Source organism: Oscillibacter acetigenes (assembly GCF_025567605.1).
Lineage (GTDB): Bacteria > Bacillota > Clostridia > Oscillospirales > Oscillospiraceae > Oscillibacter > Oscillibacter welbionis.
In genome coordinates this window covers 378,834-396,452 of sequence record NZ_JAOQKG010000004.1, presented here as the reverse complement: position 1 = coordinate 396,452, position 17,619 = coordinate 378,834, and the positions used below count along the sequence as shown (strand labels likewise).

21 protein-coding genes are annotated in these 17,619 nt (G+C 61.5%); all 21 read right to left on the bottom strand.

All coding sequences use genetic code 11. The features are described 5' to 3' along the window. Window positions 1-16: 16 nt before the first annotated feature. The 21 genes from OCV80_RS10675 to lepB all read right to left on the bottom strand — a co-directional run bounded on the left by OCV80_RS10675 (window position 17) and on the right by lepB (window position 17,598). The gene (locus OCV80_RS10675) at window positions 17-901 is read right to left on the bottom strand and encodes a phosphatidate cytidylyltransferase (protein ID WP_025543988.1); all 885 of its coding nucleotides are present in this window, start codon (window positions 899-901) and stop codon (window positions 17-19) included. A 33-nt stretch (window positions 902-934) separates the two neighbouring features. After that, window positions 935-1,681, bottom strand: coding sequence for a polyprenyl diphosphate synthase (uppS, locus tag OCV80_RS10670; protein WP_119311072.1), 747 nt, complete (start codon window positions 1,679-1,681; stop codon window positions 935-937). Window positions 1,682-2,096: 415 nt separating this feature from the next. Beyond that, window positions 2,097-2,414, bottom strand: a complete 318-nt coding sequence (locus tag OCV80_RS10665; protein ID WP_119311073.1) for a hypothetical protein — start codon at window positions 2,412-2,414, stop codon at window positions 2,097-2,099. A gap of 43 nt (window positions 2,415-2,457) precedes the next feature. Beyond that, window positions 2,458-2,745, bottom strand: a complete 288-nt coding sequence (locus OCV80_RS10660) for a hypothetical protein (protein ID WP_119311074.1) — start codon at window positions 2,743-2,745, stop codon at window positions 2,458-2,460. 434 nt (window positions 2,746-3,179) lie between these two features. Next, on the bottom strand, window positions 3,180-3,737 hold the full coding sequence (gene frr / locus OCV80_RS10655) for a ribosome recycling factor (RefSeq protein WP_021751237.1): 558 nt from the start codon (window positions 3,735-3,737) through the stop codon (window positions 3,180-3,182). A 60-nt stretch (window positions 3,738-3,797) separates the two neighbouring features. Next, window positions 3,798-4,514 carry a UMP kinase gene (gene pyrH / locus OCV80_RS10650; RefSeq protein WP_021751238.1) on the bottom strand — a complete coding sequence of 239 codons (717 nt, stop codon included), beginning with the start codon at window positions 4,512-4,514 and terminating at the stop codon, window positions 3,798-3,800. A 149-nt stretch (window positions 4,515-4,663) separates the two neighbouring features. After that, window positions 4,664-5,260: a ribosome biogenesis GTP-binding protein YihA/YsxC gene (gene yihA / locus OCV80_RS10645; protein ID WP_021751239.1), complete on the bottom strand. Its 597-nt coding sequence runs from the start codon at window positions 5,258-5,260 to the stop codon at window positions 4,664-4,666. 12 nt (window positions 5,261-5,272) lie between these two features. Beyond that, complete coding sequence (lon, locus tag OCV80_RS10640) at window positions 5,273-7,696, bottom strand: endopeptidase La (RefSeq protein WP_119311075.1); 2,424 nt, start codon at window positions 7,694-7,696, stop codon at window positions 5,273-5,275. 70 nt (window positions 7,697-7,766) lie between these two features. Then, window positions 7,767-9,089, bottom strand: coding sequence for an ATP-dependent Clp protease ATP-binding subunit ClpX (gene clpX / locus OCV80_RS10635; RefSeq protein WP_119311076.1), 1,323 nt, complete (start codon window positions 9,087-9,089; stop codon window positions 7,767-7,769). Between the two features lie 29 nt (window positions 9,090-9,118). Continuing rightward, window positions 9,119-9,703, bottom strand: coding sequence for an ATP-dependent Clp protease proteolytic subunit (locus OCV80_RS10630; protein WP_119311077.1), 585 nt, complete (start codon window positions 9,701-9,703; stop codon window positions 9,119-9,121). A 266-nt stretch (window positions 9,704-9,969) separates the two neighbouring features. Beyond that, on the bottom strand, window positions 9,970-11,442 hold the full coding sequence (gene tig, locus OCV80_RS10625) for a trigger factor (RefSeq protein ID WP_267288393.1): 1,473 nt from the start codon (window positions 11,440-11,442) through the stop codon (window positions 9,970-9,972). A gap of 90 nt (window positions 11,443-11,532) precedes the next feature. Then, a complete protein-coding gene (locus OCV80_RS10620) occupies window positions 11,533-12,219 on the bottom strand; it encodes a metallophosphoesterase (protein WP_136890692.1) in 687 nt (228 codons plus the stop codon). Window positions 12,220-12,257: 38 nt separating this feature from the next. Beyond that, on the bottom strand, window positions 12,258-12,485 hold the full coding sequence (locus tag OCV80_RS10615; RefSeq protein WP_021751246.1) for a hypothetical protein: 228 nt from the start codon (window positions 12,483-12,485) through the stop codon (window positions 12,258-12,260). Between the two features lie 32 nt (window positions 12,486-12,517). Continuing rightward, the gene (locus OCV80_RS10610; protein ID WP_021751247.1) at window positions 12,518-12,862 is read right to left on the bottom strand and encodes a hypothetical protein; all 345 of its coding nucleotides are present in this window, start codon (window positions 12,860-12,862) and stop codon (window positions 12,518-12,520) included. Between the two features lie 104 nt (window positions 12,863-12,966). Continuing rightward, on the bottom strand, window positions 12,967-14,454 hold the full coding sequence (thrC, locus tag OCV80_RS10605) for a threonine synthase (RefSeq protein WP_119311080.1): 1,488 nt from the start codon (window positions 14,452-14,454) through the stop codon (window positions 12,967-12,969). Between the two features lie 25 nt (window positions 14,455-14,479). Beyond that, window positions 14,480-14,839 (bottom strand): YraN family protein, encoded by a 360-nt coding sequence (locus tag OCV80_RS10600; protein ID WP_021751249.1) that lies wholly within the window; start codon window positions 14,837-14,839, stop codon window positions 14,480-14,482. Further along, window positions 14,836-15,459 (bottom strand): ribonuclease HII, encoded by a 624-nt coding sequence (locus tag OCV80_RS10595; RefSeq protein ID WP_136891756.1) that lies wholly within the window; start codon window positions 15,457-15,459, stop codon window positions 14,836-14,838. Before OCV80_RS10595 ends, OCV80_RS10600 begins: the two co-directional genes overlap by 4 nt. Window positions 15,460-15,466: 7 nt before the next feature. Further along, window positions 15,467-15,703, bottom strand: a complete 237-nt coding sequence (locus OCV80_RS10590; RefSeq protein WP_036631295.1) for a PF20097 family protein — start codon at window positions 15,701-15,703, stop codon at window positions 15,467-15,469. 62 nt (window positions 15,704-15,765) lie between these two features. Then, window positions 15,766-16,002: a PF20097 family protein gene (locus OCV80_RS16600; RefSeq protein ID WP_353866955.1), complete on the bottom strand. Its 237-nt coding sequence runs from the start codon at window positions 16,000-16,002 to the stop codon at window positions 15,766-15,768. Window positions 16,003-16,015: 13 nt separating this feature from the next. Beyond that, the gene (gene ylqF / locus OCV80_RS10585) at window positions 16,016-16,912 is read right to left on the bottom strand and encodes a ribosome biogenesis GTPase YlqF (RefSeq protein WP_021751253.1); all 897 of its coding nucleotides are present in this window, start codon (window positions 16,910-16,912) and stop codon (window positions 16,016-16,018) included. Window positions 16,913-16,980: 68 nt separating this feature from the next. After that, window positions 16,981-17,598: a signal peptidase I gene (gene lepB, locus OCV80_RS10580; RefSeq protein WP_021751254.1), complete on the bottom strand. Its 618-nt coding sequence runs from the start codon at window positions 17,596-17,598 to the stop codon at window positions 16,981-16,983. Between the last annotated feature and the right edge of the window lie 21 nt (window positions 17,599-17,619).

The window sequence follows — 17,619 nt, the reverse complement described above, 5'->3', positions numbered from 1 at the left end:
TTCCCAAATCACCCGTTCAGAGCAGCTGTAAGGCCAGCCACACGAAGGGCGCCACGAAGGTAACAGAGTCAAACCGGTCCAGGATGCCGCCATGGCCCGGCAGCAGGTTGCCATAATCCTTGACGCCGAACTCCCGCTTGATGACGGAGAAACTCAGGTCGCCGATCTGGCTGATGGTGCTGCCGATAATACCCAGTGCAAAGACTGCCCCCCAGGAGATCTGCGGACCAGCTGCCATCTCGATTGGCGGATAAACAGTCAGGGTGTGTGCCATGCTGTCCGCGACTAGCTTAAAAACCGTCATGCCGATGACACCACCCAGCAGACCGCCTATGGCTCCTTCCACAGTCTTTTTGGGGCTGACCTTGGGGGCCAGCTTGTGCTTGCCGCACAGCATTCCGGCAAAGAGCGCGAAGGTGTCGCTGCCAAAGGAGATGGCCAAGGGCAGAAACACCTGCAGCATCCCGATGGCGGGCATCATCCGAAGCCGCAGCAGACAGGAGAACATCAAGGGGAACGCCAGCCCGGCGAAGATAGCGCAGGTGACAGCGGCAAAGGGGATGCCCTGCTCCTCGTCATACCGGTGGATAGCCAGGGCAAAGATCGCAAAGATGAACACCGCGCCCAACAGGGCGGCGAAGGGCAGCACCGGCAGGGCAGTCAGCTCCGTGTTCTCAATGGACATTTCCCCGTACACGCACACCGGCACCGCCGCCGCGGCGATCACTGTCAGGGGGGTCAGGGGCTTGCCCCTCTCTCCCGCCGCCGCGCGCATCAGCTCCCAGGCGCCGATGGCGCACATGGCCGCCAGCAATAGCATGGTGGCCCAGGACGGGGCCCAGCCCAGGATCAGTATCAGGAGCGGCAGGCCCACTACGGCCACCATCACACGCTTGAACATAGGATCAGCCCTTTTCTCAATTTCTGTAAAGGTTTATTTCTTTACGCCGCCGAACCGGCGGTCTCTCTGTTGGTAGGCTGCAATGGCCCGGTCTAGCTCCGCTTCGTCGAAGTCCGGCCACAGGGTATCCGTGTAATAGAACTCCGAATAGGCGCACTGCCACAGCAGGAAGTTGCTCAACCGCTGCTCTCCGCTGGGCCGGATGATAAGCTCCGGGTCCGGGATTCCCGCAGAGTCCAGATAGCTGGAGAACAGGGCATCATCCAACTCCTCCGGCCGCCTCTTTCCGGCGGCGCAGTCGGTGGCAAAACGCCGGGCTGCTCGCAGAATCTCGTCTCGCCCGCCGTAATTCAGGCACACATTGGCCTGGAAATCGTCCTTGGACAGGTGCTCCGTGATCTCGTCCGTCTCCCGGGCCAGGGCCCGCAGATCCGGGGCGATAGGGGTCATGTCCCCGAAGAAGTGGAGCCGGATGTGGTCCTTCTCCATGGTGTCCACTGCCTCCAGCAGATACCGCTTCAGCAGGGCCATGATGGCAGAGACCTCCACCTCTGACCGCTTCCAGTTTTCCGTGGAAAAGGCGTACACCGTCAGGTACTTTACGCCGATGTTCTTGCAGTAGGTAGCGATGCGGCGGAACGTCTCCGCTCCTGCCTTGTGGCCAGCGGTGCGGGGCAGGCCCCGCTTCGTGGCCCAGCGGCCGTTGCCGTCCATGATGATCGCAATGTGGCGGGGCGGGACCAAGGGCTGGTCCACCGCACCGTTGATACTCTCTGGCATGATAAATTCTCTCATTTCAAAATGGATTGTTGGGGGGATCTGTCCCATTGGACGGGAAATGCAGCCATGATGATGGCTGGCCCATTCTCTCCCCCATTGTCGTCATCGCAAAGTCCGCTAAACGCAGTTTCCGCCTGCGGCAAAACTGCGCCCCTCCTCTCCCCACTGTGCAAAATACAGCGGAGCCGGTGTGAGACGGTGCCTGTGTATTTACGGGAGACCGATGAAAATCGGGGGTGCAAAACCGCATTTGACCAGCTGCTCTTTCCGCCCGTTCCGCTTTACCCGCAAGCGGTACGCCGCGTCTGTAAGGCGGCAGAACCGCCAAAAACTGCGCAGCTGCTGCGCACTGGCCGAGCGTTGTGGCAAGAAACACAGGTATTTACTGGATAGCCAGAACCGCACACCGGGATGATTAATATCTTGGTACAGCCGCCAAGCGGGAAAGCATCACTGCCACGCAGAGGGCGCTGACAGCCCAGCAGAGGCCGAAAAGGCCTATATTCACAGAGTTGGAAATGGAGGCAATACCCAGAGAGAGCCCCAGCCAGTTGGCAAACAGACTGCGAATCAAGAAGAAAAATCCCAGCAGCATGGCAACCACGTGCCCGGCAAACAGCCCCCGGAGATCCTTCCGATGCCGCAGACTCCGCCAGCCCAGGAAAAACTCTATCGCGCTGACCGCGATCACACCTCCGATGAACAGGGGAATCACTTCTGCTTCAAACGACATTTGTACCTCCTCCTTTTTGTATCGGGAGAAATGTGTCGGCTGCTTAGTTCCCCTTTTCCCACCAGCGGTCGAACTTCCAAGGAAAGTGGAAGCCGCAGGCGCGGCAGTATTGGGTCTCCTCCATGGAAAACCAGGGCAGGATGAAGCGCCCACAGTTGGGACAGCGGAGATGGCGCAGTTCAATCCCCCTAAAGGCGATTGCCGCAGCAACTCCCATGGCCAGGAATACCAACCCCAGTCCGCCCCGGATCCCGCCCGCCAGACACAAAAGCAAAACCGCTGCAAACAGTGTTCCCCTGGCTGCCGAATACCATTTCTGTTCCAGTTTCATAGTCCCCTCTCCTTCAGTCAATAACCCCCAGATTCCACTTCCGCAGCTGCCGGTCCAACAGCAGTGAACAGAGGAGGACGCCAATACGACGACCACCCCGATGAGATCTGCACCATCCGCCACAGGACGGCAGTCGGGGAATCGCAGAAAGCCATGGTGTGCCCAAAGGCCAGCCCAAATCGGCGCTTGCACTGATACACCGGCGCCTGTCAGCGCGGAGAGCCGCTGCACCGGAACGGTTCTGAAGCGTTTTTTCTCTTTTACCGGCCCCCCGTGGAAGCGGCTCCGGCGGGAGCAGAATCCCCCCGGCCGCCGGGCGGCGGCCCCGAGTGACCGCAGGTCACCTCACAGACCCTGAAAGGGTGACAGCACCTTACAAAATGTGCAATGCCCCCGGCGGGCAGCCGTGCTCCCGCCGGAGGCCCCGGCGGCTTTTACACCGCCATCAGTTCCTTTTCCTTTTTGGCCAGCAGCGCATCCAGCTCCTTGCAGCTGTCGTCCGTCAGCTTCTGGAGATCCTTCTCCGCCTGCTTCAGATCGTCCTCCGTGATCTCGGAGGCTTTCTCCTTCTTCTTGAACGCCTCCATGGCGTCCCGGCGGATGTTGCGGATGGCCACCTTGCCGTTCTCCGCGTACTTGTGAATCTGCTTCACCAGTTCCTTGCGGCGCTCCTCCGTCAGCTGGGGGAAGCTCAGCCGGATGCTGGCGCCGTCGTTCTGGGGGTTGATACCCAGATCGGAGTTCTGGATGGCCTTTTCAATGCTCTTCACCGCCGTCTTGTCCCAGGGGGAAATCAGCAGTGTCCGGGCGTCGGGGGAAGAGATGGCCGCAATCTGCTGGATGGGGGTGGGGCTGCCGTAGTAGTCCACCATGATCCGGTCCAGCACGGAGGCATTGGCCCGGCCCGCCCGCACGGAGGCAAAGTCCGCGGCCACGGAGTCGATGCTCTTCTTCATCTTGCCCTCATAAATCTTGTAATCTTCCTTCAGCATAAATAGGTCCTTCCTTTCACAGTTGAGTGTATGGGGAGGCGCTGTCGCGCATGCGTGCTCTCATTCCTTGACGATGGTGCCCACGTTCTCACCGCACAGGGCCCGGATGATGTTCCGCGGGTCCTTCAGGGCAAACAGCAGCACCGGAATGTGGTTGTCCATGGACAGGGACGTGGCGGTGGAGTCCATCACCGCCAGGTGCTGGGCCAGCACATCGTCATAAGTGATGACGTCGTACTTCACCGCAGTGGGGTCCTTTACCGGGTCGGCCGTGTAGACGCCGTCCACGTTCTTGGCCAGCAAAATCACGTCGGCGTCGATCTCCGCCGCCCGCAGCACCGCCGCAGTGTCCGTGGAGAAGTAGGGATTGCCGGTGCCTGCGCCGAAGATCACCACCCGGCCCTTCTCCAGGTGCCGAATGGCCCGGGAACGGATGTAGGGCTCCGCCACAGCCCGCATCTCAATGGCGGTCTGCACCCGGACGGGAATCCCCTTCTGCTCACACACGTCCGCCACAGCCAGGCAGTTCATCACCGTGGCCAGCATTCCCATGTGGTCGGCCCGGGTGCGCTCCATGGCGCCGCCGCTGTTTTTCGCACCGCGCCAGAAGTTGCCGCCGCCCACCACCAGACCTACCTGGACGCCCATGTCCAGACACTCCTTGATGACATCGCAGACCTGACCAATCACCTCAAAATCCAGGCCGGTATGCTTGTCACCGGCCAGGGCCTCGCCGCTGATCTTCAGCAGGACCCGTTTATACACAGGCTTCGCCATGATGAAAACCTCCGTCTGTTCTGCTCACAAAATATCATTGATATTTTAGCGTATTTTTCCGCTTTTGCATAGGGGGTAGACAAAGTTTTTCCAAAAAAGCAGGTCCTGCGGACAGGAAGAAGAGAGGACCGTGGTCCTCTCTTTCCGCATTATCCCCCGCAGGTCTGGACCAGCAGGCGGATCAGGTCCTCTTTCCCCATTCCCTTCTCCGCGGAAAAGGGGAGCAGAATATCCGCCTCCGTCAGCTCCAGCGTCTCCCGGACCAGTTGAAGGGCCGGCTCCACCTGGCTCTTTTTCAGCTTATCCAGCTTGTTGGCCACCACGATCTCCGGACAGCCCGTCTGGCGGAACCAGTCGTGCATCACAAGATCGTTGGCCGTGGGCTTGTGGCGGATGTCCACGATCAGCACGCCGGTGGTGATCCGGTCCGCCTCCTCCTGGAAGTAGCTCTCCATCAGCTTCGCCCACCGCTCCTTCTCCGCCTGGGAGACCCTGGCATAGCCGTACCCCGGCAGATCCACCAGATAGGCCCGGCGGTCAATGAGGAAGTAGTTCACCTGAGTGGTCTTGCCGGGGGAGGCGCCCACATAGGCAAGGTTCTTCCGTCCCACCAGCCGGTTGATGACAGAACTCTTTCCCACATTGGACCGGCCTGCAAATGCGAACTGGGGCAGACCGTCCCGAATGAAATCCTCCCGCCGTCCGGCAGAGCGGACAAACTCCGCCTTGGCAAAATTCAAAGCCATACAAACACTCCTTTACTGCCGCACGGCGGCGTCACGGCCGCTCTCACGCCCCGCCGGGGCAAAGGCCGCCACATGGTCCGCCACCTCTTCCCGGATGGGATCCCGCTCTGGGCACAGAGCGGCGGCGAACACCTGGTCCACCGTTTCCACCGGCACGAACCGCAGGGCAGCCCGGACGGTCTGGTCGATCTCCTCCAGATCCCGGACGTTGTCCTTGGGAATCAGCACCGTGGTGATGCCGCTGCGGAGGGCGGCCATGGTCTTCTCCTTCAATCCGCCGATGGGCAGCACCCGGCCCCGCAGCGTGACTTCGCCGGTCATGGCAATGCCCGCCTTGATCTTCCGGTCCGTCAGGGCCGAGAGCATGGCAGTGGTGACGGCGATGCCGGCGGAGGGGCCGTCCTTGGGCACTGCGCCCTCTGGGAAGTGGACGTGGATGTCCTTCGTCTTGTAAAAGTCCGCTGGAATCCCCAGCACCGCCGCCCGGCTCCGCAGGCAGCTGAGAGCCGCTTGAGCAGACTCCTTCATCACGTCTCCCAGGTTGCCGGTGAGCTCCAGCTTGCCGGAGCCGTCCATGACGTTGACCTCCACCTCCAGGATCTCGCCGCCCGCCTCAGTCCAGGCCAGGCCGTTCACCACGCCGATCTCCTCCCGGTCCGTGTGGAGATCAGGGGGATAGGGCTGGCAGTCCAGGAACTTGGGGAGCTCCTCCTCTGTCACGGTAATCCGCTTGACAGTGCCCTCCAGCAGGCGCATATCCGCCTTCCGGCAGATGGCAGCCAGCCGCCGCTCCAGCAGGCGCACACCGGATTCCCGGGTGTAGTCCCGGATGACGGCCCGGTACACGTCGTCGCTGATGCGGACAGCGCTCTTCTTCAGTCCGTGCTCTGCCAGCTGCTTGGGGAACAAGTGGCGCTTGGCGATCTGCAGCTTCTCCTCATCCGTGTAGCTGGAGAGCTGGATCACCTCCATCCGGTCCAGCAGGGGCCGGGGAATGGTGTCTGTGGTGTTGGCGGTGGTGATGAACATGATCTTGGACAGGTCCACCGGGATCTCCAGGAAATGGTCCCGGAAGGTGCTGTTCTGCTCGCTGTCCAACACCTCCAACAGTGCGGAGGCCGGGTCGCCCCGGTAGTCGTTGCCCAACTTGTCGATCTCGTCCAGCAGCAGAAGGGGATTCATAGACCCGCTGCGGCTGATGGCCTCGATGATCCGGCCGGGCATGGAGCCTATGTAGGTCTTCCGATGTCCCCGGATGTCCGCCTCGTCCCGAACGCCGCCCAGGCTCAGGCGGGCCAGCTTCCGGTTCAGCGCCTTGGCCACGCTGATGGCAATGGAGGTCTTGCCCACGCCGGGCGGGCCCACCAGGCAGAGGATCTGCCCCTTGACGTCCGGATTCATCTGCCGGACGGCGATGGTCTCCAGAATCCGCTCCTTCACCTTTTCCAGGCCGAAGTGGTCCTTTTCCAGCACCCTGCGGGCGGCGTCCACACTGACCCGCTCCTTTGTGGTGGTGTTCCACGGCATCTCCAGACACACGTCCAGATAGTTGCGGATCACCGCACCCTCGGCGGAGCCGAAGGGCTGCTTGGCCAGCTTGTTCACTTCCTTCAGCAGGTGCTGCTCCGTCTCCTCCGGCAGCTCCAGGGCCAGGATCTCCTGGCGGTAGGATTCAATCTCGTCCTCGTCGCCGTCATCGGTCTCCCCCAGCTCGTTCTGGAGGACCCGGATCTGGGTGCGGAGGATCTGGTCCCGCTGGGTGCGGACCAGCTGGTCCCGGACCTTGCTCTCCATTTCGTGCTCAAAGCCCAGCACGTTGTTCTCCCGCACCAGGAAACCGTTGAGCTTCCGCAGCCGGGCGAAGGGGGAGAATTCCTCCAGGATCTCCTGCTTGTCGGTGTAGCGCAGGGCGATGTTCTGGGCAATATAGTCCGCCAGGAAGCCGGGGTCCCGGCTGTCCATCACCGTGGCCACCACCTCCTCCGGCACACCGCTGGCCTGCTCGGCATACTCGCCGAACAGGGCGTAGGTCTGGCGGAGCAGGGCCTCCGTCCGGGGGCTCTTCCGCATGGCCTCAGAGGACGGCTCCTCCGGGATGGCCTCCACATTGGCCTGGAGGAAGGGCTCCGTCTGCCACAGGCGGCGCAGGTGGGCCCGCTGCCGCCCCTCCACCATCACTCGGACAGAGGACTGGCCCAGCCGCAGGATCTGCGTGATGTGGGAGACCGTGCCAATGGTGTACAGGTCCTTTTCCTCCGGCGCGTTCACCCCGATCTCCCGCTGGGTCACCAGGAAGATGTCCTGATCGGCCTCCATGGCCCGCTCCAGGGCCGCGATGGAGATCGGCCGCTCCACGTCAAAGGTCAGTGTCATGTGTGGAAACACCGTCAGGCCCCGGAGGGCCAGAACGGGCAGATTCCAAGTGGTCAGTTCCATGTGCTTGTTCCTTTCTGAGGGGATGGTAAAACAGGAGAGAGGGGCGCGGCAGCGTCCCTCCCTCTCTTCATTAAGACGCCGACGCGGGGGTCGAGGAGCCGGAAGCCGGCCTGCCCTCTCCCTTGCCGGTGTTCAATTTCACAGAATAGTTGATCTTCTTGGGGTCGTGGGTCAGCTCGGGACCGCTCCTGCCCTCCACACAGTCCTTTGTGATGACTGCTTTCACCACAGCGGGGTCGGAAGGGATGTCGTACATCATGGGAGTCAGGATACCCTCCATGACGGCCCGCAGGCCCCGGGCGCCGATGTTCCGCTCGATGGCCTTGTCGGCGATGGCCTCCAGGGCCTCCGGCTGGAACTCCAGCTCCACCTCGTCGTACTCCATCAGCTTCTTGTACTGCTTCACCAGGGCGTTCTTGGGCTCCGTCAGGATGCGGACCAGATCCTCCCGCTTCAACGCATTCAAAGACGCGATCACCGGCAGGCGGCCCACCAACTCCGGGATGATGCCGAATTTCAGCAGGTCGTGGGGCTGGACCTCGTGCAGGATCTTGCTGATGTCCTTGTCCTTCTTTCCCTGGACGTTGGCGCCGAAGCCGATGGACTTCTGGTCCAGCCGCCGCTCGATAATCTTCTCCAGCCCGTCGAAGGCACCGCCGCAGATGAAGAGAATATTCTTCGTGTTCACCTGGATGAACTCCTGGTGGGGATGCTTCCGGCCTCCCTGGGGCGGCACGTTGGCAACGGTCCCCTCCACGATCTTCAGCAGAGCCTGTTGGACACCCTCGCCGGATACGTCCCGGGTGATGGAGGTGTTCTCGCTCTTCCGGGCGATCTTGTCGATCTCATCCACATAGATGATGCCGTGCTCCGCCCGCTCCACGTCGAAGTCCGCGGCCTGGAGCAGCCGCAGCAGGATATTCTCCACATCGTCGCCCACATAGCCGGCCTCCGTCAAGGTGGTGGCGTCCGCAATGGCGAAGGGCACCTTCAGAATCCGGGCCAGCGTCTGGGCGAACAGCGTCTTGCCGGAACCGGTGGGCCCCAGCAGCAGGATGTTGCTCTTCTGCAGCTCCACATCCTCGTCCCCGCCGAAGTAGATCCGTTTGTAGTGGTTGTACACCGCCACGGACAGGGCCACCTTGGCCTCGTCCTGGCCGATGACGTACTGGTCCAGCACGTCCTTGATCTCGCGGGGCGTGGGCAGCTGATCAGGCAGGTCCTCCAGCGCGCTGGAAGAGGTGTCCTCAAACCCATCGTTCAAAATGCTCATGCACAGCTGGACGCACTCATCACAGATGCGCACACCGGGTCCCTGGATCATCCGGTGGACCTGGCTCTCATGCTTGCCGCAGAAGGAGCACCGCAGGCCCTTCTTGCTCTCGTCACTCATGGTATTACCTCAGTTTTGGAATTTGGTGCTTATTTCTTGCTGGTGATGATCTTGTCGATGAGGCCGAAGTCCAAAGCCTCCTGGGCTGTCATCCAGTGGTCCCGCTCCGAGGCCGCCTTGATCTCCCCTGCCGTCTTGCCGGTGTTGTTCGCCAGGATCTCATTCAAGTTCTTCTTGATCCGCAGGAAGTGCTCCACGTCGATCTCCATGTCTGTCACCTTGCCCTTGGTACCGGCGGAGGGCTGATGGATCATGATCTCCGCGTTGGGCAGAGCAATGCGCTTGCCCTTGGCGCCGGAGGACAGCAGAAACGCGCCCATGCTGGCGGCCATGCCGATGCAGATGGTGGATACGTCGCACTTCACGTACTGCATGGTGTCGTAGATGGCCATGCCGTCAGTGACGGAGCCGCCGGGGCTGTTGATATACAGCTGGATGTCCTTGTCGGGGTCTTGGGCCTCCAGATACAGCAGCTGGGCAACCACAAGGCTGGCGGTGGTGGCGTTGACCTCTTCCCCCAGAAAGACGATCCGGTCGTTCAGCAGACGGGAGAAGATATCATAGGACCGTTCGCCGCGATTGGTCTGCTCGACTACATAAGGGACTAAGCTCATTGGTAAAACCTCCTTGATTTCCGCACCGGGGACCGGCACAGATGACAGATCTGTTCCTCCCAAACCCGATGCGTCTTCCCCGCCCCGGTGGGGCAGGTAAGGCAAAAGCGCCCGGCCCGCCTGCGGGCCGCCGCGCCTCTGCCAACGCACACGCCTATCTTAATATAGACGCCATGCGGGAATCTGTCAAATCGATGTAGAGCGCCTTCCGCCGGCGGAAAAACACACCGCTCCGCCGGGGCCGTCAATTCCTAGTATACCCGGAATTATTTGGATTCAGCAGGCGTCTCCTCTTCTTTTTTTGCCGCAGCCTTCTTGGTGGCCTTCTTGGCAGGCTTCTTCTCCTCGCCGTCCTCGTCCGCCTTCTTGCGGGTGGTCTTCTTGGCAGGCTTTTCCTCAGCGGCCTCCTCACCCTCGGCGTCCTCTGCCTTCTTGGCAGTCTTCTTGGCGGGCTTCTTCTCCGCCTTCACGGCGGTGGCGCTGTCCACCACCACGGCGATGGCCTTCTGGCTCTTCAGCTGGTCCTTTACCTGCTCAGCCTGGAGATACTTCTTCACGGTCTCCAGATCCATGCCGTACTGGTCGGCCATCCGCTGGAACTCGGCCTCCACCTCTTCATCGGTGGCGTCGATGTTCTCCTCCTTGATGATGGCGGCCATGGCCAGATCCATGCGGACCTGCTTGAGAGCGGGCTCCTTGGCGTCGGCCAGCAGCTGGGCCTCATCCATGCCGGTGGCCTTCATGTACTGGTCGTACTGGAGACCCTGCTGGGCCAGCTGCATCTTGAAGTTGTCCAGGAACTGGCGGGACTGGGCCTCCACCATGGCGTCGGGCACATCGGCGGTGATGTTCTCAGCCACCTGCTCCATCAGGGCGTCCTCGAAGGCGCGCTTCACGGTCTCCTCCCGCTCGGCGGTGATCTTCTTCTTCAGATCAGCCTTCAGGTCCTTCAGAGTGTCGAACTCGCTGACGTCCTTGGCGAACTCATCGTCCAGGGCGGGGATCTCCTTCTCCTTCACCTCATGGACCTTCACCTTGAACACCACTGCCTTGCCGGCCAGGTCCTTGTGATAGTCCTCCGGGAATGTGATGTCCAGGTCCTTCTCATCGCCGGCCTTCACGCCGACAAGCTGCTCCTCAAAGCCGGGCACAAAGGTGTGGGAACCCAGCTCCAGGCTGAAATTCTCGCCCTTGCCGCCCTCAAAAGGCTTGCCCTCCAGGAAGCCCTCGAAGTCGATGACGACCGTGTCGCCCTCCTTGGCCTCCCGGTCCACGCTCACCAGACGGGTGTTGCGGTCGGTCAGAGCCTTCAGGCGCTCGTCCACATCCGCAACGGAGACCTTGACCTCCTCCTTGGGGGCGGACAGTCCCTTGTACTGGCCCAGGGTCACTTCGGGATACACAGGGGCGGTGGCCTTGAAGGTGAAGCCGTCGCGGGTCACCTGGCCCTCGATCTCCACAGAGGGATAGCCCACCACCTGGAGCTCCTGCTCCTTCACGGCAGCCTCATAGGCCTCGGGGAACGCGATATTGATTGCCTCTTCGAAAAACACCTCTGCGCCGTACATCCCCTCGATGATCTTCCGGGGGGCCTTGCCAGGGCGGAAGCCCGGCACGTTGATCTTCTTGCGCATCTTCTGATATGCCTTTTCGATGGCAGCTTCAAACTCCGGTGCACCGACCTCGATGGTCAGAACGACCTGGCTCTTTTCGATCTTTTCGCAGCTTTTCACACTCATCTTGTTTATTCCTCCGTTCATCGCCGGTCATAAGCCGGTGCGAAATGGTATTTTACCATACAAAACCTGAAAATGCTATACTTTTTTCCGTTATTCACAAATTTTTTTTGGAACAAATCCCAGATAGTCGGCGGAGATCAGGGAGAAGTCCGTCCCATTCCACCCGCCCTCCAGCCGCCGTTTGATGGCGTAGCCGTGGAGGTGGCCGTAGCAGCACCGCTCCACGGGGTAGGCCGAGAGCAGCCGCAGGATCTCCGGGCACTCGTAGCCCTGATACAGCGGCGGATAGTGAAGGAAGCAGAAGATGGACCGTCCCTCCGCCGCCTTCAGGGAAGTCTCCAGTCTTCCCACCTCCCGGTTGAGGACCTTGGCGTTGTGGGGCTTCTGGTCCTCCTCAAAGAACCATCCCCGGGTCCCGCACAGGGCGTAGTCTCCATACAGGGCGCAGTTGTTATGGAGAAAGTCCAGGGTGGTAAGGCCCTTCTCCGTGAAGAAGTTCTTCATTTTGGACACCGTGGACCACCAGTAGTCGTGGTTCCCCTTCACCAGATACTTTTTGCAGGGGAACTGGTCCAGAAAGCGGAAGTCCGCCTCCGCCTCATTCAGGTCGATGCCCCAGGAGGTGTCCCCCGCCAGGACCAGCACATCGCCGGCGGTCAGCCGGCTCAAAGCATCGCCGATGCGCTCCGTGTAATTCTCCCAGGCGGGGCCGAACACCTCCATAGGCTTGTCCGCTGTCAGGGAGAGGTGCAGGTCCCCGATGGCGTAGAGGGCCATGCGGCACCCCTCCTTTCTCTGTGTCCCGTGAGGCGGAGTCAGCCGTCCTCTTCGGCGGCTCCAACTCCCCGGAACTCTGTTGATCTATCTTGATCTGTGTCCATCTCGATTTTCACGCTGCTGACCTTTCCCCAAACGCGTCCGCCCACCTTCCGGACGCCTGTCTTGGTCAGCAGAATGCCGGGCAGCTTGCTGCCCTCCGGGAGCCAGAGGGACCCTTTGTAGCCTTCGCCCCGGATCCGCCCGGCGCCAATTCGCCGCCGCAATAGGGACAGCGCCGCTCCTGTGCTATGGTGCTCTACTCCCCTTTGCGTTTTTCGGTTGGGTCCTCCGGGTCATCAAAGACAATTTCCCTGCCGCACCTGTCACAGAAGTGCTTTTCCCCCTTCCGCCACCATGGCATGGCATACCCACGGCCGCAGTATGGGCAGCGGAGGTTTCGGACCCACTGGATGCCTCCGTTGACCAGCAGCACGATTCCTGTGATCCGCAGGGTGTTTTTGATCCAATAGGCCGTGTCCATCACCCGGTACCGGTCTCCCAGGGTCCGGTAGGGAATCAGCTCGTTGACAGCCAGGAAGAAAATTCCCAAAGCAAAGAACAGCAGCACCAATCGGGCAAATGCCCGGCTCAAAGGCTTCACGCAATAGCCTCCCTGCCCTCTTTCGGGTTTCCAAAATCCAAAGGCAACAGATTTACAGTCTGCCGCATTAAGCCGTTTCCCGCGTTGCTTTGTTGCAGCGCGATTTACTTCAAAAACTCCAGCACCACGCTGTCCATACCGGGCTTCTCACAGGTGAGGTCGAACCGCCGGGCCTTGCCCTTCAGGGCCGCCAGGCGCCGGGGAATCGCCGTGCCGGTGGTTTCATGCAGCTGGTCCAGCAGCTCCACGCCGTCGCCCGCCGGGGTCTCCCCGATGGCCCGCAGCACGTGGTCGCAGAACTTGTAGGGGGAGGCGGTGGAGACGAACACCGTCACCGTCTTGTCGCCGGTGGCCTTGCGGTACTGTTCCATGACGCTGGCGGCCACGGCGGTGTGGGTATCGATCAGATACCCGTTCTCCTTGTAATACTTGGCGATGGCAGCGGAGGTGCCCGCCTCGCCGCAGAAGCCGCCCCAGAACTGGTCCGCCAGAGCCGCCTTGATGGCGTCGGACACTTCGTACTTGCCGGTCTTGGCGAGGGCATCCATGTAGCCCTTCACCTCCGCATCGTTTTCGCCGGAGAGGTCGAACAGCAGCCGCTCCAGGTTGCTGGACACCAGAATGTCCATAGAGGGACTCATGGTGGTATGGAACGGACGGTTCTTGTCGTACACGCCGGTGCGGAGGAAGTCCGTCAGCACATCGTTGCAGTTGGAGGCGCAGATCAGCTTCCCAACCGGCAGTCCCATGCGCTTTGCGTAGTAGGCCGCCAGGATGTCGCCGAAGTTGCCGGTGGGCACACAGAAGTTCACCTTGTCGCCCATGCTGAGCTTCCCGTCCCGGACCAGGTCGCAGTAGGCGGAGATATAGTAGACCACCTGGGGCAGGATACGGCCCCAGTTGATGGAGTTGGCGGAGGACAGGAAGTAACCCCGGTCCGCCAGGGTGGCCCGGATGGCCTCATCGGAGAAAATGCGCTTTACACCGGCCTGGGCGTCGTCGAAGTTGCCCTCCACGGCGCAGACGCCCACATTGGCGCCGTCCTGAGTGACCATCTGGGTCTCCTGGACCTTGGACACGCCGTCCTTGGGGTAGAATACTAGGATCTTCGTCTGCGGCACGTCGGCAAAGCCCTCCATCGCAGCCTTGCCGGTGTCGCCGGAAGTAGCCACCAGGATGCATACCGTCTTGGACTCTCCGGTCTTGCGGAGGGCGGCGGAGAGCAGCTGGGGCAGCATCTGCAGGGCCATGTCCTTGAAGGCGCTGGTGGGGCCGTGCCACAGCTCCAGGCAGTGGGTGGTCTCGTCCACCGTGCGGACAGGGGCCACGGCGTCGCAGTCGAACTTCTCAGGGCCGTAGGCGTTCTCCGCAAATCCGGACAGCTCCTCATAGGTGTAGTCGGTCAGGTACAGGCCCATGACCTTGGCAGCCCGCTCCTGGTACCGGACATTCACCAGGCTCTCCAAAAAAGCCCGGTCGATCTGCGGGATCCCGCAGGGGGTCAGCAGGCCGCCGTCCCGGCTCAGGCCCATCTTGATGGCCTCCGCTGCGTCCATGCGGACGGCGGCGTCCCGTGTGCTGTAATACTTCATGTCGCTCTCTCCTTCTGACTGTTTTTCAAAACGCATTTTCCAAATATTCCAGCCGGAGGGGGCGGTGAACCCCATCCGTATAAACCTCCGCCACATCGAACCGGGCGGGAGCGTCCAGGTCGTGCTGACTGAGATAGCAGGCCGCTGCGGCCCGGAGCCGTTCCTGCTTCCGCCGGTCCACCGCCTCCCGCGGCAGGCCCGCGAAGCTGCCGCTGCGGAGCTTTACTTCCACAAAGCAGATGGTGCCGTCTCTGTCCCGGGCCACCAGATCCAGCTCTCCGTACCGGCAGCGCCATTGGCTTGCCAGCAACTGGCAGCCCCTCTTCCGCAGGTACTGTGCCGCTGCGGCCTCGCCCCGGTCCCCCAGGGCCTTGGTGGTATTCATGTGCGCCGGGCCTCCCACTTCTTCAGAAAAGTCCGCCGGTGGGCAGGGCAGGGACCGTACCGATCCAGCATTTCATAGTGGAGCTTCGTCCCATAGCCCTTGTGTTTGGCAAACTGGTACTGGGGATACTCCCGGTCCAGCACGCCGGTCACATACCGGTCCCGGCTGACCTTGGCCAGGATGGAGGCCGCCGCAATGGAGGCACTCTTCCCGTCCCCGCCTACCAGGCACATGTGGGGCGCCGTGATGGAGACGCTGCTGCCATGGTCCCGGTTGCCGTCAATGAGGCACAGGTCCGGCCGAATGGATAACCCCTCAATGGCCCGGTTCATAGCCAGCATCCGGGCGTTGAGGATATCCAAACTGTCGATCTCCTCCGCCGTCACAAAGGCGATGCTGTACGCCTCTGCCGTGGCGGTGATCTGGTCGAACAGGACATCCCGCTTCTTCGTCGTCAGCTTTTTGGAGTCGTTGAGGCCAGGAAAACCGATCTCCCGGGGCAGAATGACGGCAGCGGCGTACACCGGCCCCGCCAGGGGCCCGGCTCCTGCCTCGTCCACTCCGCAGAGGGCCGTGAGACCACTATTCCATTGTTCACGCTCATAGGTCCAGAGGTCCATTTCCATCCTACCAATACTCCATGACGATCTTCTTGCAGGTGCGACAGACCCAGGCGGGAAGCCATGTCCGGTTGTAGCGGAACGTCATCGGTCCGTCCAGCACAATGCCGCCATCTGCCTCGATGTTCCGCCTCGTATAAAACGTGCGGAGGTCTTTCTCTCCCGGCATGAAAAAAAGACCGATGCTGTTCTTGGTGATGACATGGCCCTTTTCCATCTCTTTTCCGCAGACAGGGCAGTTCATGGATATGCCTCCCTCCTCGCAGGGCAGGTTCCTTCGCTTTCCGCGATTCCCGCCAAGTGATGTCAATACTCCAGAAGGATCTTTTTGCAGGCGCGGCAGACATAGCCATGTACAGTTGCGCGGTCGCTCCCCCGTATATGATGCGGGCCATCCAAAACAATCCCGCCGTACTGTTCCACACTGCGCTTCGTATCCCAGAATCCCACTTTTCCGCCGGGCGGCAGGAAGAAAAGGCCCCGCCCCAGCTCCGTATAAAGGCTCCCCCGCTCCATCTCTTTTCCGCAAGACGGGCAATTCATAGGCGCGCTTCCCTCATTCTGACGCTGCAGGCTGTTCCGTCTCCTCCGGCATTTCCAGTGTGAAGCGTCCCAGCTTGCCAGCTCTATACTCGTCCAACAGAATCTTGGCCATCCGCTCCGTGTCCACCTCGCCGCCGGAGATCAGAAAGCCCCGCTTTTTCCCGGCGGCCTCCAGCAGGCGGTAGCCCCAGGCCACGTCCTCCTCGCCGTCCTGACGCTCCGGCAGGGACGGGAGCTTGTAGCCGGTCCTCAGGGCCTCCGGATAGTTGGTGCCCAGGTACGCCATCAGGTGGCAGCCCAGGGTCTCCATGTCCAGGATCTCGTCCTTCACCGCGCCGGTGTAGGCCAGGTTCAGCCCCACGCTCTGGTCCTCAAACTTGGGCCACAGAATGCCGGGGGTATCCAGCAGTTCCAGCCCGCGGTCGATGGGCACCCACTGCTTGGCCCGGGTGACACCGGGCCGGTCCTCGGTTTTGGCAGTCTTGCGGCCGGCGATCCTGTTGATAAAGGTGGACTTGCCCACGTTGGGCACGCCCAAAATCATCACCCGGACCACCCGGTTCTGCCCCTTTTCCGCATAGGCGCGCAGCTTGTCCGCAAGAAGCGTCTTGACAGCAGCGGCAAACTGCTTTGTCCCGGCGCCGCTCTTGGCGTCGGACTCCATCACCGCGTACCCCTTTGCCCGGAACCAGGCCGCCCACCGCTTCGTGGCGTCCGGGTCCGCCTGGTCCACCCGGTTCAGCACCACCAGCCGGGGCTTCCCCGCCGTCAGTTCGTCCACATCCGGGTTCCGGCTGGACACAGGAATCCGGGCGTCCACGATTTCGCACACTGCATCCACATGTTTGATCTGCTCGGCGATCATCCGCCGGGTTTTGGTCATGTGACCGGGATACCATTGAATATTCATAGTCCTACCTCACGCCGCCCCGGCGGGCGGCGCCCAATCAATTCTTCTCAGGAAGCTGTCCCCGTGGCTCAGTCGATCCCCGCAATGGGGCCGATGCGGCCGAAGTCCCGCTGCCCGGTGGCCTCGTCCGCGCCGGGAAACAGCAGGAACACCGCCTTGCCGATGACATACCGGGTGTCCACCGTGCCAAGGTCGCTGCTGCGGCTGTCGCTGGAGTGGTTTCGGTTGTCGCCCATGACGAAAATGGAGCCCTCCGGCACCGTTAGGGGAAATTCCGTCCCCTCCTCCACATAGGTGGGCTCGTTGATATAGTCCTCCTCCAGCAGCTCCCCGTCCACATAGACGGCGCCGGAGACAAAGTCGATGTCCACCGTCTGGCCCTCCGTGGCGATCACCCGCTTCACGATGGGCTCCTCCAGAAAGGTGTCCTTCCGCAGCACCACGATGTCGCCGTACTCATAGTCGTTGTCCAGCATGGCGTTCAGCACCAGCAGCCGGTCTCCGTCCTGCAGGGTGGGCACCATAGAGTGGCCATCCACGCCGATGAGCCGGATGACGAAGGTAAACAGCAGCACCACCGCCAGCACGGAGCACACCAGCGCCTGGGCCCACTCATACAGGTCCCGGCCCTCCTCCTTTTCCGGAGACACCTCCTGCGTCTCCTGCTTCTTCTCTTTCTTCCACATGTCTGCAAAACCTCCGCGGGC